This is a genomic window from Mesorhizobium sp. WSM4845, assembly GCF_055811455.1.
The window spans coordinates 162,686-178,956 of sequence record NZ_JBVVQA010000011.1; the positions used below are offsets into that span (position 1 = coordinate 162,686).

Annotated in this window: 11 protein-coding genes; 8 read left to right on the forward strand and 3 right to left on the reverse strand. The window is 64.0% G+C overall.

The annotated features are described in order from the left end of the window. Nucleotides 1-225 precede the first annotated feature (225 nt). On the reverse strand, nt 226-2,022 hold the full coding sequence (locus AC0L2C_RS15370) for an acyl-CoA dehydrogenase (protein ID WP_287242122.1): 1,797 nt from the start codon (nt 2,020-2,022) through the stop codon (nt 226-228). Nucleotides 2,023-2,315: 293 nt separating this feature from the next. Next, nucleotides 2,316-2,777 carry a MerR family transcriptional regulator gene (locus tag AC0L2C_RS15375; protein WP_023802166.1) on the reverse strand — a complete coding sequence of 154 codons (462 nt, stop codon included), beginning with the start codon at nt 2,775-2,777 and terminating at the stop codon, nt 2,316-2,318. 443 nt (nt 2,778-3,220) lie between these two features. On the opposite strand from AC0L2C_RS15375, the gene AC0L2C_RS15380 reads away from it, so the two are divergent. The 4 genes from AC0L2C_RS15380 (at nt 3,221) to AC0L2C_RS15395 (ending at nt 10,471) form a co-directional block, all read left to right on the forward strand. After that, nucleotides 3,221-7,201, forward strand: a complete 3,981-nt coding sequence (locus tag AC0L2C_RS15380) for a peptidoglycan-binding protein (RefSeq protein ID WP_473523741.1) — start codon at nt 3,221-3,223, stop codon at nt 7,199-7,201. A 189-nt stretch (nt 7,202-7,390) separates the two neighbouring features. Further along, nucleotides 7,391-8,314 carry a sulfite exporter TauE/SafE family protein gene (locus AC0L2C_RS15385; protein ID WP_027155159.1) on the forward strand — a complete coding sequence of 308 codons (924 nt, stop codon included), beginning with the start codon at nt 7,391-7,393 and terminating at the stop codon, nt 8,312-8,314. Continuing rightward, the gene (locus AC0L2C_RS15390) at nt 8,314-9,105 is read left to right on the forward strand and encodes a TIGR02186 family protein (protein WP_287064866.1); all 792 of its coding nucleotides are present in this window, start codon (nt 8,314-8,316) and stop codon (nt 9,103-9,105) included. Before AC0L2C_RS15385 ends, AC0L2C_RS15390 begins: the two co-directional genes overlap by 1 nt. 109 nt (nt 9,106-9,214) lie before the next feature. Then, on the forward strand, nt 9,215-10,471 hold the full coding sequence (locus AC0L2C_RS15395; RefSeq protein ID WP_473496384.1) for an Hsp70 family protein: 1,257 nt from the start codon (nt 9,215-9,217) through the stop codon (nt 10,469-10,471). A gap of 6 nt (nt 10,472-10,477) precedes the next feature. Here the strand turns inward: AC0L2C_RS15395 and AC0L2C_RS15400 are convergent, their stop codons facing one another. Then, nucleotides 10,478-11,380, reverse strand: a complete 903-nt coding sequence (locus AC0L2C_RS15400; RefSeq protein WP_128169885.1) for a LysR substrate-binding domain-containing protein — start codon at nt 11,378-11,380, stop codon at nt 10,478-10,480. Between the two features lie 25 nt (nt 11,381-11,405). On the opposite strand from AC0L2C_RS15400, the gene AC0L2C_RS15405 reads away from it, so the two are divergent. From AC0L2C_RS15405 to AC0L2C_RS15420, 4 genes are read left to right on the forward strand one after another with little or no spacing between them, the layout of a single operon-like run. Further along, nucleotides 11,406-11,663: a hypothetical protein gene (locus AC0L2C_RS15405; RefSeq protein ID WP_287307119.1), complete on the forward strand. Its 258-nt coding sequence runs from the start codon at nt 11,406-11,408 to the stop codon at nt 11,661-11,663. Next, nucleotides 11,660-14,593, forward strand: a complete 2,934-nt coding sequence (locus tag AC0L2C_RS15410; protein WP_473523742.1) for a molybdopterin oxidoreductase family protein — start codon at nt 11,660-11,662, stop codon at nt 14,591-14,593. The genes AC0L2C_RS15405 and AC0L2C_RS15410 overlap by 4 nt, the downstream gene beginning before the upstream one ends. Then, complete coding sequence (locus tag AC0L2C_RS15415; RefSeq protein ID WP_027155154.1) at nt 14,590-15,324, forward strand: 4Fe-4S dicluster domain-containing protein; 735 nt, start codon at nt 14,590-14,592, stop codon at nt 15,322-15,324. The genes AC0L2C_RS15410 and AC0L2C_RS15415 overlap by 4 nt, the downstream gene beginning before the upstream one ends. A gap of 9 nt (nt 15,325-15,333) precedes the next feature. Next, the gene (locus AC0L2C_RS15420) at nt 15,334-16,269 is read left to right on the forward strand and encodes a dimethyl sulfoxide reductase anchor subunit family protein (RefSeq protein WP_287307123.1); all 936 of its coding nucleotides are present in this window, start codon (nt 15,334-15,336) and stop codon (nt 16,267-16,269) included. The last annotated feature ends 2 nt before the right edge of the window (nt 16,270-16,271 follow it).

The following is a 16,271-nucleotide window of genomic DNA, read 5'->3' on the forward strand; positions in this document are numbered from 1 at the left end:
CTTGCGCCGACGCCCCCCTCCCCTCGAGGGGAGGGTGGCCCGAAGGGCCGGGTGGGGTCGCCGATGAAGTGCTCGATCTTATCTTACTGCTGTTCGAAACTGACATGGATTTGAGGCAACGCGATCATTCTCCTCCCAAGGCGCCAACCAGGTCGGCGCACTGCACGCAGGACCCCTCTCGGCCCTTCGGGCCACCCTCCCCTCGAGGGGGAGGGAAAATCGAGCTTAGAACGCTTCCGCCGGCAGTGCCATCAATGTATCGGCGCCGCTGGAGATGCGGGCGAGGTGCGCCGACGTTTCCGGCATGATCCGCTCCATGAAGAAGCGCGCCGTCACCAGCTTGCTATCGTAGAACGCCGAAGAACCATTGGCGCCGTTCGCCAATTTCGCCCCGGCCGCCTTGGCCATCTGCGCCCACATATAGCCCAGCGCCACCAGGCCGAAGAGATGCATGTAGTCGGTCGAGGCGGCACCGGCGTTATCGGGCTTGGCCATGCCGTTCTGCATCAGCCACATCGTCGCCGCCTGCAGATCGTTGAGGCCCTTCTTCAGCGCCTTGGTAAAGGGCGCCATCTTCTCGTCAGTGCGGTTCTCCTCGCAGAACTCGCCGACCTCCTTGAAGAAGGCCTGCACGGCACGGCCGCCATTCAAGGCCAGCTTGCGGCCGACGAGGTCGAGCGCCTGGATGCCGTTGGCACCCTCGTAGATCATGGCGATGCGGGCATCGCGCACGAACTGGCTCATGCCGTGCTCTTCGATATAGCCGTGCCCGCCGAACACTTGCTGCGCCATCACTGCGTGGTCGAAACCCTTGTCGGTGAGCACGCCCTTGACCACCGGCGTCATCAGCCCGGTGTAGTCGTCGGCGGCCTGGCGGTCCCTGTCGTCACTGGCACGGTGGGCGATATCGGACTTGATCGCCGTCCACAGTGCCAGTGCGCGACCGGCCTCGTTGAAGGCCTTCATGGTCATCAGGCTGCGGCGGATATCGGGGTGGACGATGATCGGGTCGGCCTTCTTGTCCGGCGCCTTCGGCCCAGACAGCGAGCGTCCCTGCAGGCGATCCTTGGCATAGGACACAGCGTTCTGGTAGGCGACCTCCGACAGAGAGAGCCCCTGCAGGCCGACGCCGAGCCTCGCTTCGTTCATCATCGTGAACATGGCTTTCAGCCCGCCATTCGTCTCGCCAAGCAGCGTGCCTTGTGCCTCGTCATAATTCATGACGCAGGTCGAATTGCCATGGATGCCCATCTTCTCCTCGATCGAGCCGCAGGAGACGGTGTTCTTCTCGCCAGGATTGCCTGATGCATCGAGCTTGAGTTTCGGCACGATGAACAGCGAAATGCCCTTCACGCCTTCCGGCGCGCCGTCGATGCGGGCCAGCACCAGGTGGACGATGTTGTCCGCCATGTCGTGCTCACCGGCCGATATGAAGATCTTCTGGCCTGAGATCCTGTAGGTGCCGTCGCCATTGGGAACCGCCCTGGTGCGCAGCAGGCCGAGATCGGTGCCGCAATGCGGCTCGGTCAGGTTCATGGTGCCGGTCCAGACGCCTTCGACCAGCTTCGGCAACCAGAGCGCCTTCTGCTCGTCGGTGCCATGGGTAATGATCGCGGCGATCGCGCCCTGCGTCAGGCCGGGGTACATCATCAGCGACATGTTGGCCGAAATCATATATTCGGAAACAGCGGTATGCACCGCGTAAGGCAGACCCTGGCCGCCAAATTCGACGGGTGCGGCCAGCCCCAACCAGCCGCCCTCGCGGTATTGGTCGAAGGCCTCCTTGAAGCCCTTCGGCGTCGTCACCGAACCGTCGCCATGGCGCTCGCAGCCTTCCATGTCGCCGACGCGGTTCAGCGGCTGCATGACATTTTCAGCGAGCTTGGCGCCCTCGGCGAGGATGGCCTCGACCACGTCCGGCGTCGCGTCGGAAAATCCGGGAAGATTGGAATAGCGCTGGTAGCCCAGCACTTCTTTCAGCACAAACAGCGTGTCCTGGACCGGCGCCCTGTAGATCGGCATGCATTTCCTCCACCATGCGGCCTTGGCCCCGAATCCCCAATGTGAAGTCAGACGGGCATGCGGACCAACGTTCAGGTCGGAATAGCAAAAGTTGACGTTTGCGTAAACGTCAATTTTTTGATGCGACAAATTAATCCCCGCCGCTCGCTCATAGCGTAACGGCGCTGGCCGTAGCCAGTCCGAACAGATTGAAAGATATTCGTCCCGTCGCAGCCGCAAGACAAAGGGAAGAGCCGCGCAGCCAAGGCCCACGCGGCTCTCTCCCAGAAGGTTCACCGGAAGCGGGCGAAGAATTACCCGGCGACGCTGGCCTGCGGCGCCGAGCGTTCGCTCAGCATCTGACGCACCGCCGCCATCGAGTTGCTCAACTCGTTGATGGCATCGTCGATCAGAGCCCGCTGCTTCTGCAGGCGGGCAAGCTGCTTCTCCGACTTGTCGAGCGTCAGTCGCAACTGCTTGGTGTTGGAACCGCTGGGGTCGTAGAGGTCCATCATTTGCTTGACGTCGCGCAGCGAGAACCCGACCTTGCGGCCGAGCAGGATCAGCTTCAGCCGCGCCTTGTCGCGGCGCGTGTAGAGACGGGTCGAGCCGTCGCGCTGCGGATTGAGAAGGCCCTTGTCCTCGTAGAAACGCAGCGTACGCAGCGTTACTCCGTATTTCTTGGCCATCTCGCCGATGCGGACAAGATCCTCGCCGGCTTTATCGGACATGTCATTGGTATTGGCCGCGGCTTCGCCGGGCGAAACAAGTTTCATGGTCACTGGCTTTCCCCATCTGGTGGCGCCGCGGTCCTGGACCGTGCGTCGCCTGAGTCGAAGCGGGGGCGTGCTTCCACTCGTGGTTTCAACAAACAAAATCGCAAACGGCACAATCTGCACCCTTACGTTTACGTCAATTCTATACCGATAGCCGCCTCACGAAGCAAGGGCGTCGTGCGGGAGGACCTTTTTGCCGCATCCGCCACCGCATGGCCCGGCGGCGCTTCAGGCGCTCGTCAACATCGTAACTTCTTAAGCTTGGTTAACGCGTTGTTTACCACATTGGGCGAATTGTGCGCATGTCGGTCACCCGTGGTTATCCTGTAGCGAATTTTTCACGGTTTCGGAGCCCACCGCAGCAAAGCCGCGGCCGTCTTCGTTTCCGGCAGGACTTTGGGAACTGGTCATAAAGCCAGCAGTGAAACTGAACGGGCGCATCGATGAACAGCAAGCGGTCCTATCTCGATACACTCAACACCGGCCGGCAGCGCAGGCCATACACCACGCTTGAACAGCTCAACCGTTCCCTGGAAACGCTGGAGCAGCGGCTGGAGCGGACGCGCGAGGACTTGAGCGAACGTCCCGATCCGCGCCGGCTGAGCGCGGAGCCGCGCTATGCCAGCGCCCGGCCCTATGAGGATCCGCGCCCCGAGCAGCCGCCGAAAAGCCCGGCGCCGGCTGCCTTCGACCAGAATTACCAGGCGATCGCCCGCGACATCGACCGCGTGCGCGGCCAGGAGGACGGCGTCGCCGTGGTCGGCAAGATCGCCGGCGAATTGCGCGGCCTGCGCGAGGAACTGCGCCACCAGATGACCGCCGGCCTGCAGCGCGAATTCGAAGCGCTTCGCAACGACATCGAGCGGGCTTTCCAGGCAAGCACCGAGCCGGGTGGCCAATCGACGGGAGGCAAAGGCAGCGCCGAACTCGGCGTCGAGTTCGAGCGGCTTTCCGGCGCCATCCAGTCCCTGGCCGAAAAGAGCGACGACAGAAGCGTCAACATGCTCCGGCTCGATCTGGAGCAGGTCAAGGCCGCGCTCGACACATTGGCGCGCGAGGAGAGTGTGCAGGCGGTCGGCCGCCGCTGGGACGAGTTCGACCGCCGCTGGACCGCGTTCGAGGATCGTGTCGATGCCGATCAGCGACAGCGGTCGGACGCACCCGGTCTTTCGATGCTGACCGAACGGCTCGAACAGATCAGCAATGCCGTCAACAATCTGCCGGAATCGCTGTCGCTGCGTTCGCTCGAAGAGAAGGTCCGCACGCTTGCCGGCGCCGTCGAGCATTTCGCCCGCCAGCAGGACAGCCTCGGCAGCAGCACATTCGCAATGATCGACGAGCGGCTGGACGAGATTTCCCGCGCCATCGTCGCCTCGACCGTCGCCGCGCAGGCCAATTCATTCGACCCCGAAGCATTCGAGCGTATCGAGAAGCGGATCGCCTCGCTTGCCGAACAGATCGAGGAAGTGACGCAAGTCCACCCCAGTGGCGAGGTCATCGACCGCCTCAACATGCTGTCGAGCCGGGTCGACGATCTTGCCAGCCGGGCCAATTTGCCTGAGCAGGCGATGGAGCGTCTCGACAAGCAGATCGCGCTTATTGCCGACAAGATCGACCGGGCGCCTGCCATGCCGGACGCCGACTATATCTTCCAGGGGCTGGAACAGCGTTTCGACGTGCTGTCCGGCATGATGGAGCGTCGCCAGGGCGACGCGATCGAACAAGGCAACATGCTGTTTCGCGATCTCGAGCGCCGGCTGGACGAAGTTGCCGACAGGCTGGACCAGCGCATGCCGCAGATCGACGGGGCCGGCATCATGGACGCCCTCGACGCCCGCTTCAGCGCGCTGGCCAAGCGCTTGGAGACGCGCGTTCCCGATCACGCAGGTGAAGCCGCGATCCGTGGCCTGGAAAGCCGGCTCGAAGACATTTCAATCCGGCTGGATTCATCGGCGGCACAAGTCGCCGGTATCGACCCGGCCCTGATCCGCAGCCTGGAAGCGCAGGTCGCGGGCCTGTCGGCGCACCTTTCGAAACCCGGCGCGCCACTGCCGGAATTGGAGGATATCAGCCCTCGTCTCAACGAAATCGAGAAGTCGCTGGCTGGCACCCGCGATTCCATCCTCAGCGCGGCGCGCGAGGCAGCCGAGAGCGCCGTCCGTTCGTTGGCGGGCTCCAGTGCCAACACGGCGGCCGTCTCTGGCCTCGCCCAGGATCTGAAGACGCTCGAAGCACTGACGCGCCGTTCCGACGAGCGCAATTCGAGGACCTTCGAAGCCATCCACGACACGCTGCTCAAGATCGTCGACCGGCTGGGCTCGCTGGAAACCGGCGAGCCGACCGACGCTGTGAGCGAACTTCTGAATACGCAACCGGCCGAGCCGGACAGCTGGCGCGGCGTGCGATCGTCAAAGATGGCCGTACGTGACGCGCCGTCCATGGACATCGACCAGCCACTGCCGCTGACGGAAGACATGGCCGACCTCGACAGCCATGTCTCTGCCATGATCAGCGATGAACCAGGTTCCCATAGCGAACCGGGCACGCGTAGCGACCCGGGCACGCGCACGCCGGCCGAAGCCGCCGCGGCCGCGGCCATGGCGGCGCTGGGCTCGGACACGTCGGAAAAAAGCCAGCCGACCGGCGGCCGGAAGTCGATGCTCGGCGGACTGGCGCGCGCCTTCAAGGCCAAGAAGGAGACGATTGTTCCACCGCTTGCCGGCTCCGCGCCTGATGTTGAGATACCGGTTGCCGATCTCGACGAGCCGCTGGACCCGAAGGTTGCCAACCGGCCGCTGGAGCCCGGCTCCGGCCCACCTGACCTCAACGCCATCATGAAGCGCGTGCGCGACGAACGCGGCCCGCCCGGCAGGGCGGCCGGCAATTCCGACGCATCGAAATCCGACTTCATCGCCGCAGCCAGGCGCGCGGCGCAAGCGGCCGCTGCCGAGGCCGACGCTCTCAAGCGGCAATCGACGATGAGGGGGCCGGTAAAGGCGCTCAGGATCGGCGACTTGCTCAAGGCGCGACGCAAGCCGATTCTGATGGCAGCCGCCGCGGTCATGCTGGCGCTCGCCGGCCTGCAATTAGGCAAGGCCTTTGTCTCCGACCCGATCGATATTGCCAGCAGCGACACGGCGCCGATGGCGGCCGCGCAGCCAGCGGAAAGCGCTTCGATCGGTACCGTCAACGAGCCGAAGACGGACACAGAAACTGCAGGGGATAGCGCACCAGACCACGCTGTCCGGCAGGCAGAGCCATCCGAATCGGTAGCCGAGGACGACATGCCGGCGCAGGCCGCCATCGTCACGCCGTCATATGGCGAAAGATCGGCGGATGCCGAAACGCCGATCGACTCAGGGTCCGCGGCCGAGCCTGTTCCTGCGCCAATGGCTTCAACGACGTCGCCCGATCCGGCGGCGGCGAACGTGACAGCGTCGGCACCTGCGGGCCCGACGGCTGCGGACGCCGAACCAATGGCCACCGCGCCGGACGCCACGCCCGCGACCCAGGACATGACCGGCACGGTCACGTCAGCGGTTGCTTCGACGGCGGCGGCCACTGCCAAGATCGACATTCCAGCCGATGCCGGCCCGGCTGCCTTGCGTGACGCAGCGGCCGGCGGCGACGCCAAGGCACTGTTCGAGATCGGCTCGCGCTACGCCGAATCGCGCGGCGTCAAGCAAGACATGGCAGCGGCCGCCAAATGGTACGAGAAATCAGCCGAGCTCGGCTTCGCACCGGCGGAATACCGCATCGGCAACTTCTACGAGAAGGGCACCGGCGTCGCGCGCGACGTCAAGAAGGCGAAGACCTGGTACCAGCTCGCCGCCGCGCAGGGCAACGCCAGCGCCATGCACAACCTCGCCGTGCTCTTCGCCATGGCGGCGGACGGCGTGACCGACAATGAATCGGCCGCGCACTGGTTCCAGGCCGCCGCCGATCTCGGCGTCAAGGATAGCCAGTTCAATCTCGGCATCCTGGCGGCGAAGGGCGTCGGCATGAAGCAGAATCTCGAAGAGTCCTACAAATGGTTCGCGCTCGTCGCCAAGACCGGCGACAAGGATGCGGCGGCAAAGCGCGACGAGATCGCCAAGGCGCTCAGGCCCGAGCAGCTCGAACGCGCACGCGCCGCCACGGAGCTGTGGAAGGCAAAGCCGCTCGATCCTGCGGCCAATTCGGCCGATATTCCCGAATCGTGGCAGGACGGTACGCCGCAGACGACCGCCAGCGTCGACATGAAGAAGGTCGTTCAGAACATCCAGCGCATTCTCAACAAGAACGGCTACGAGGCCGGCAATGACGACGGCGAGATGGGCCAGAAAACCAAGGATGCCATCATAGCTTTCCAGACCGACAACGATCTGAAGCCTACCGGCACGGTCGACGAAAAGCTGGTCAAGGCGCTGCTTGCGCGCAAATAACGTCAGATGCGTCGTTTCCGCGACGCCTTTGCCACACATTTGCCTGTTAACTGATTGAGTTGTTTTTTGTTTCGGCGACGTGGCGAGGTTTGACTTCGCCGCCCGGCCGGCGCAAGAACGGACAGGCTTTTGGCGCGAATGCCCGCCACGGTTGCATTCGCCGACGGGCAAACTGATCGAGACTGACGGGTGGGCATCTATCTCCCGATCGCGGAAATTTCCGTCAACATCTTCGTGCTGCTGGCCATGGGCGCGGCGGTGGGTTTCCTCTCGGGCATGTTCGGAGTGGGCGGCGGCTTCCTGATCACGCCGCTGCTGATCTTCTACAACATACCGCCGGCGATCGCAGTCGCCACCGGCGCCAACCAGGTCATCGCCTCCTCCTTCTCCGGCGCATTGTCGCACGTGAAGCGCGGCACGCTCGACTTCAAGCTCGGCGGTGTGCTTTTGGCCGGCGGCATCGTCGGCTCGACCGGCGGCATCTTCGTCTTTGGCTTCTTGCGCCGGCTCGGCCAGCTCGACCTGTTCATCTCGCTGCTCTATGTCGTGCTGCTCGGCACCGTCGGCGGGCTGATGCTGGTCGAGAGCGTCAATGCGCTGCGCGCCACGCGCAGCGGCGCGGCACCGGTGCTGAAGAAATCAGGCCAGCACAACTGGATCCACCGCTTGCCGCTGAAAATGCGGTTCAGGGCCTCGAAGCTTTTCGTCAGCGTCATCCCGGTGCTCGGCCTCGGCGCCGGCATCGGTTTCCTGTCGTCGATCATGGGCGTCGGCGGCGGCTTCATCATGGTGCCGGCGCTGATCTATCTCTTGAAAGTGCCGACCAACGTGGTCGTCGGCACCTCGCTGTTCCAGATCATCTTCACCTCGGCCTACACCACGCTGGTCCATGCCACCACCAACCAGACGGTCGACGTCATGCTCGCCTTCCTGTTGATGGCGGGCGGCGTCGCCGGCGCGCAATACGGCGCCAAGGCCGGCCAAAGGCTGCGCGGCGAGCAGCTCAGGGCGCTGCTGGCACTGCTGGTGCTGGCGGTTGCCTTCCGGCTCGCCATCGATCTGTTCGTGACGCCGCCCAGCCTCTATTTGCTGTCCGGCGTGGATCCGACCTGATGGCGGGTTTTAGGACGTTCCTGGCCGTTGCCTCGCTGTCGCTGTTCGCCGCCTCGTCACCGGCAAGAGCGCAGACGCCGGTTGCCGAAAACATCCAGATCGGCCTGTCCACCGACCATGTCTCAATCACCGCCGGCTTTTCCGGCGCCGACCTCACCATCTTCGGCTCATTGGAAAATGCCGACCCGCGTGTCGCGCGCCAGGGGCGCTACGACATCGTGGTCGTGCTTGAGGGTCCGGCGCGGAAGGTCGTCGTGCGCCGCAAGGACCGGGTGCTCGGCATCTGGATCAATCTGGAGTCCGAGACCTTCAAGAATGTGCCGGTGTCCTATTCGGTGGCGACGACGCGGCCGCTGCAGGACGTCACCGACCCCAACAGCTACAAGCAACTGTCGCTCGGCGCGGCCAACATCTACATGCAGCCGGCCGACGCTGGCGACAGTCCGGCGACCATCCAGGAATTCACCGCGGCGCTGCGCGAGCGCAAGACGGCGACCGGCCTCTACAGCGTGAATGTCGGCGGCGTGCAGTTCCTGTCGCAGAACCTGTTCCGCGCCACCGTCAGGCTCGCCCCCAATGTTCCGGTCGGCACCCACAAGGCCCGTGCGTTCCTGTTCAAGAGCGGCCTGTTCATCAAGGAAAGCTCCGCCCAGCTCGAAATCCGCAAGTCCGGTTTCGAACAGTCGATCTTCCGCGTCGCCCACGATTATTCTTTCCTGTATGGCGTCTTCGCGGTGTCGTTGGCCATGCTGACAGGCTGGCTCGGAAGGCTCGTCTTCCGGAAGGATTAAACTCTCTTCAAAAGGCGGTTCCCCTTTTTACGCTCGTGGGTTAGACCGCGACCCCGGCCCGGCCGAACACCAGCTGTCGCTCCCCAAATCAAAAATACAGGACTTTGCGATGCGACCAGCATTCGGCGGTATCGACTTCGGCACTTCGAATTCCACCGTCGGCGTGATCAGGGACGGGCAGCCGCAATTGGTGGCGCTGGAAGACGGCGAGGTGACGCTGCCCAGCGCGGTGTTCTTCAATTTCGAGGACAACCGCACCTACTTTGGGCGCCGCGCCATCGCCGACTATACCGACAGCATCGAGGGTCGCCTGATGCGCTCGCTGAAGAGCGTACTCGGCGGTACGCTAGTCCATGAAAAGACGCGCATCAAAACCCGATCGATCGCCTTCACCGAGATCATCGGCCTGTTCGTCGGCCACCTCAGGAAAAGGCTGGAAGAGGATGCGGACGATACGGTTGAAAGCGTGGTGCTCGGTCGTCCCGTGCAGTTCGTCGACGACGATGCCGAGGCCGATGCCAAGGCCGAAGGTGAACTCGAAAACGCGGCCCGTACCCAGGGCTTCAAGCATATCGCCTTCCAGTTCGAGCCGATCGCGGCGGCGCTCGACTACGAGCAGAAGGTGACGCGCGAAGAGCTGGCGCTGATCGTCGACATGGGCGGCGGCACGTCCGACTTCTCGATCGTGCGGGTCTCGCCGCAGCGCGCCCGCTCCCTCGATCGCAAGGACGACATTCTGGCCAGCCGAGGCATCCATATCGGCGGCACCGACTTCGACCGGCTGTTGAGCATCGCCCATGTGATGCCGCAACTCGGCTACCTCTCGCCGACCAAGGACGGCAAGCGCAACTTGCCGGCCAGCTACTTCATCGACCTGGCGACATGGCAGCGCATCAATCTGGTCTACACCGCCCGGGCGATGACGCATCTGCGCCAGATCCGCTACGAGGCGGAACGCGCCGACCTGGTCGACCGTTTCATCGACATCGTCGAGCATCGTTACGGGCACGCGCTGGCCGCTTTGGTCGAGAGGGTCAAGATCGAGCTGACGGAGCAATCGTCCGCCGAGGTGATGGTCGCGCTGACGGGAGCGAAGTTTGCGACCGAAATTTCGCGCGCCGGGCTCGAGGCCACGATTGCCAGGGATATCGAACGGGTGGCTGCGACGGTTGGCGAGACGATCCGCGACGCGCAGGTGAAACCAACCGCCATCACCGCGGTGTTCCTGACCGGCGGATCGACCGCCATCCCGCTGGCAAGGCAGCAGATACTGGCCCTGGTGCCGCAGGCGTCGGTCATCGAAGGCGATATGTTCGGCTCGGTCGGGCTTGGGCTGGCGCTCGATGCGCAGCGGAAATTCGGCTGACCCGGCTTACCCCCGGACGGTCTCGCCGGCCCTCGCGCCCAGATGCGCCTTGAGCGCCATCTGGGCCAGACTTGCCTGCCGGTCACGATGCGTGATCATGGCGAAATCGCGCTTCGGCAGATCGATCGACACGGACCGCAAGCTGCCTTCGGCAACCGCGCGTTCGACAACGAGCTCCGAAATGATGGTGGCGCCGGCGCCGGCCTCGACCGCCTGACGGACCGCCTCGTTGCTCGGCAGCACCAGGAATATCCGCAGCTCTGCGAACGATATCCCTTCGCGGCGGGCAAGATCTTCCAGCACCTCGCGCGTGCCCGATCCGCCTTCCCTGATGATCCAGCGGAGTTCCCTGATATCGGGATGCCCGCGCGAGACTTCGGCGATCTCGGGATGCGAATGCGCCACGACCAGCATCAGGCGATCCACATCGACCTTGGCGCGCCGCAATATGTCCGATTCAGTGCGCCCCTCGACCAGGCCAAAATCAGCCGTACCGTCGAGTACGGTGGTCTCAACCTGCCTGGTGTTGCCGATGGTCACGCTCAGCCTGACGGCGGGATAGGCCTCGTGGAAGGAGGCCAGCCGGCGCGGCAGCCAGTAGCTGGCGATGGTCTGGCTGGCGGCGATGGAAAGGCTGCCGGTGATCGTCTGCGAGACGTGCTCGAGCACGTCGTGGGCGGCAGCCGCCCGTTCGAGCACGGCCTTCGCCTCGGGCAGAAACCTGCGCCCGGTCTGCGCCAACTCGATGTTGCGACCGACCCGGTTGAACAGCTGGACGCCATGCTGCTGTTCGAGCGAGCGGATGGCGGCCGAGGCGGCCGACTGGGAAATGCCCAGCAGCTCGGCCGCCTTGGTCATGTGCCCCCGTTCGGCGACAGCAACGAATATCCGCAGTTGGTCCAGGGTCATGCGGAGAATTAAGAAAGAATTTCGATTGGAATTACAAGAGCAACTTGTTAGACGGATCGATTTCTTTGTTCTAATTTTCCCGGCGGAGTTGGAAAAAAATCGCGGCCAACCTGGAACGGGTAGAAAAGTGATCGGGCGGTTCAAATCCTTGTTTGCCCATTGGACCCGCGGCCTGCGGCGTCGGCTTGCCGGCGACCGTTATCATCCGGAAGAACACTATATGCGCGGCCCCGGGCCGAAGACGAGAGCCAAATTCGCAGACCGCAAAAGCGCCGAATCATGAACCACGGACCGCTGCGCGGCGCCAATTCCGCACCGTCCCAACGGTCGCTTGCCGACACCCGCGCGCCCGACGAGGGTGATGGCATCGATACCTCGCCTGATGTCTCCGACAGCATCGCCAAGACCACCTGCTACATGTGCGCCTGCCGCTGCGGTATCGACGTCCACATCAAGGACGGCAAGGTCCGCTACATCAACGGCAACAAGGACCATCCTGTCAATCGCGGCGTGCTGTGCGGCAAAGGCAGCGCCGGCATCATGCAGCATTACAGTCCGGCCAGGTTGAAGAAACCATTGCTGCGCAGCGGTCCGCGCGGCTCGGGAGAGTTTCGCGAGATCGAGTGGGAGGAGGCCTTCTCGATCGCGACGGAACGGCTTTCGAAAATCCGCCGCACCGACCCAAAGAAACTCGCCTTCTTCACCGGGCGCGACCAGTCGCAATCGTTGACCGGCTGGTGGGCGAGCCAGTTCGGCACGCCGAATTTCGCCGCCCATGGCGGCTTCTGCTCGGTCAACATGGCGGCCGGCGGGCTCTATACGATCGGCGGCTCGTTCTGGGAGTTCGGCGAACCCGACTGGGACAACACCAGGTACTTCATGCTGTTCGGCGTCGCCGAGGACCATGATTCCAACCCGATCAAGATCGGTCTCGGCAAGCTCAAGGCGCGCGGCGCCAAGGTGGTCTCGATCAATCCATGCCGCACCGGCTACAACGCCATTGCCGATGACTGGATCGGCATCCGGCCCGGCACCGACGGCCTGTTCGTGTTTGCTCTCATCCATGAACTGCTGAAGGCCGGCCGCGTCGATCTCGATTATTTGCTGCGCTACACCAACGCCCATGTCCTCGTCATCCAGGAGCCGGGTGCAGCAGATGACGGGCTGTTCGCACGCGACAGCGGCGGCAATCCGCTGGCCTGGGACAGGCTGGCCAAAGTCTCCGTCAGCGCCACCGATACCGACGCAAAGCCGGCGCTGACCGGCAACTTCCAGGTCGATGGCCGCCGCTGCGTACCGGTCTTCCAGCTTATCGCAGACCGCTACCTGCACGAGAGTTATTCTCCCGATGCGGTCGCCGAACGCTGCGGCCTTACCGCCGACACTATCCGCCGCATCGCCGCCGAACTGGCGCATGTCGCCTTCGAGCAGGCGATCGAACTGCCGGTGGCGTGGACCGACTGGGCCGGCCGCCGGCACGAGACGATCAAGGGCCGGCCGGTGTCGATGCACGCGATGCGCGGCATCTCGGCGCATTCGAACGGTTTTCACACCTGCCGCGCCATCCACCTGCTGCAAGTACTCCTGGGTACGGTGGACGTGCCCGGCGGGTTTCGCTTCAAGCCGCCTTATCCGCGGTCGGCGCCGCCGGGGCCGAGGCCGGCGGGCAAGGACGTCAGGCCGATGACGCCGCTCGAAGGCATGCCGCTCGGTTTCGTCTGCGGCCCGGACGATCTGCTGGTCGACGACACCGACACGCCGATCCGTATCGACAAGGCCTATTCCTGGGATGCGCCGCTGGCAGCACACGGGCTCATGCACACGGTCATCCGTAACGCCTGGGCCGGCGACCCCTACAGGATCGATACGCTGTTCATGTACATGTCCAACATGGCCTGGAACTCGTCGATGAATACCGTCGAGACGATGGCGATGCTGACCGATATGGAAGCGTCAGGCGAGTACAGGATCCCGTTCATCATCTATTCCGACGCCTATTATTCCGAGACCGTGCCGTTCGCCGATCTCGTGCTTCCCGACACGACCTATCTCGAGCGTCATGACTGCATCAGCCTGCTCGACCGGCCGATCAGCCACGCCGATGGACCGGGTGACGCCATCCGCCATCCGGTTGTCGAGCCGGACCGCGACGTGCGGCCGTTCCAGACGGTGCTGATCGAGCTCGGCGCGCGGCTCGGCCTGCCCGGCTTCGTCGCCGACGACGGCTCGGCCAAATACCGCGACTATGCCGATTACATCGTCAATCATGAGCGCAGGCCAGGCGTCGGCCCGCTCGCCGGCTGGCGCGGCAAGGACGGAATTTTGATCGGCAAGGGCGATGCCAATCCCGACCAGCTTCAGCGCTACATCGACAATGGCGGCTTCTGGCACCACGATTTTGCCGACGACCAGCGCTACTACAAGATGGCCAACCGATCCTACCTCGAGTTTGCCGAGACCATGGGTTTCATCCCGAAGGCCGAGCCGATCGTGTTCCAGCTCTATTCCGAGCCGATGCAGCGGTTTCGCCTCGCCGCGCGCGGCCATGGCAGGGTGCTGCCGCCGGAGGCGGAGCGCAGCCGCATCGAAACCTATATGGACCCGTTGCCGTTCTGGTACACGCCCTTCGAGGAGACGGTTGTCGACGTTGAGAAATACCCTCTGCATGCGCTGACGCAGCGGCCGATGCACATGTATCATTCCTGGGGCTCGCAGAACGCCTGGCTCAGACAGATCACCAGCCAGAACCGGCTGTTCGTGCACAGCCAAACCGCCGCCGGCCTCGGGCTTGCCGATGACGACTGGGTTTGGATCGAGAGCGTCAACGGCAGGGTCAAGGGACAGATCAAGCTGGTCGACGGGGTCAACGCCGACACGGTGTGGACCTGGAACGCGATCGGCAAGCGGCGCGGCAGCTGGGGCCTGAAGGACGACGCGGCCGAATCCAACCGCGGCTTCCTGCTCAACCACATCATCGGCGACCAGACTTCTGCCGATGCAAACGGCAAGCGCTACTCGAATTCCGATCCGATCACCGGCCAGGCGGCATGGTTCGACCTGCGCGTCCGCATCGTCAAATGCGCGGCTGAAGAAGCCGGCTTCACCGAGCCGCAGTTCGAGCGCTTCCGGCAGCCACCGCATTTCAAACCCTCGCCCGACAAGCTCAGTTTTGGCGCCGAGTTTCGCCGGGCAAGAGAAGCTTCCAGACCATGACCTGCCTTCCCGCCCATACCGACAAGAAGCTCGGCCTGGTCATCGACCTCGACACCTGCGTCGGTTGCCAGGCCTGCGTTACCGCCTGCAAGGAATGGAACACCGGCGGCCACATGGCGCCGCTGACCGACATCGATCCCTATGGCGGCGATGCCGATGGGGTCTGGTTCAACCGCGTGCACAGCTATGAGCACATGACGGAGATGGGTGGGCGCACGGTCAATTTCCCACGCTCCTGCCTGCATTGCGAGACACCGGCCTGCGTCACCGTGTGCCCGACCGGCGCCTCCTACAAACGGGCCTCGGACGGCATCGTGCTGGTCGACGAAGACAAGTGCATCGGCTGCAAATTATGCAGCTGGGCCTGCCCCTATGGCGCGCGCGAATTCGACACCGATGTCGGCGTGATGAAGAAGTGCACGCTGTGCGTCGACCGCATCTACAACGACAATCTGGCGGAAGAAGACCGCGTGCCGGCCTGCGTCGCCGCCTGTCCGACCAGCGCGCGGCACTTTGGCGATCTCGGCGACCCGGCATCGGCGATCTCGCAACTGGTGGCCGAACGCGGCGGCGTCGACCTGATGCCCGAACTCGGCTATCACCCGACCAACAAATATTTGCCGCCGCGCGCCCACACGCCGCGCGCTGCATCGGTGCCGGCGCCGAGGCTCGAACCGGTGCGGGCTGAAGGCGGTTTCCTCGGCTGGGTCGACCGCATGCTTTCGCATTGATCAGCATCCATGCATCCAGCCTTCTCCGTCGTCTTCTTCACCACTGCCACGGGCGCCGGTTACGGCCTGCTCGCGCTGCTCGGCGTGCTGGCCGGACAAGGATTTGTCCCGCCTGACTTCTGGCTCGGCCTCGTCGGCATGGGGCTGGCTCTCGGCCTGATCTCGGCCGGCCTGCTGTCGTCGGCCGGCCATCTCGGCCGACCAGAACGCGCCTGGAGAGCATTCTCGCAATGGCGCAGCTCATGGCTGTCGCGCGAAGGCGTTGCCTCGGTCGCGACCTTCGTGCCGGCGGGATTGTTGGCCTTCGGCTGGCTGTTCCTCGGCCGCACAAACGGCTGGGTGGCCGTCGCCGGGCTGCTGGCTGCGGTCGGCGCGGTCGCCACCGTCTGCACCACCGGCATGATCTATGCCTCGCTGAAGCCGATCGCCCAGTGGCACAGCCGCTTCACTTTGCCCGGCTACCTGATCTTTTCGGCGATGAGCGGCAGCGTGCTTCTCAACGCGCTGCTGCAGGGCTTCGCCCTCGGCTCGACTATCGTTCTGACAGGTTGCGTGCTGCTGACCTTGCTCGGCTGGGGCTGGAAGCTGGCAAATTGGCGCTACAATGACAGGCTGGAAATCCCGACCAACGCCAACACCGCGACCGGACTTGCCGGCGGTACGGTGCGGTCGCTGGAATGGCCGCACACCGAAGAAAACTACCTGCTCAAGGAGATGGGCTTTCGCATCGCCCGCAAGCACAACGCGCGGCTGCGCCAGATCACGCAAGTGCTGGCCTTCGCTCTGCCCGTCTTGCTGCTGATTGCCGCGTTCGCCTTGCCATGGCCCTATGCGGCGGTGCTGTCGGCACTCGCCACATCAGCCCAATTCGCCGGCATGCTGGTCGAACGCTGGCTGTTCTTCGCCGAAGCGAAACACACCGTCACCCTCTACTACGGCAGGTAGAG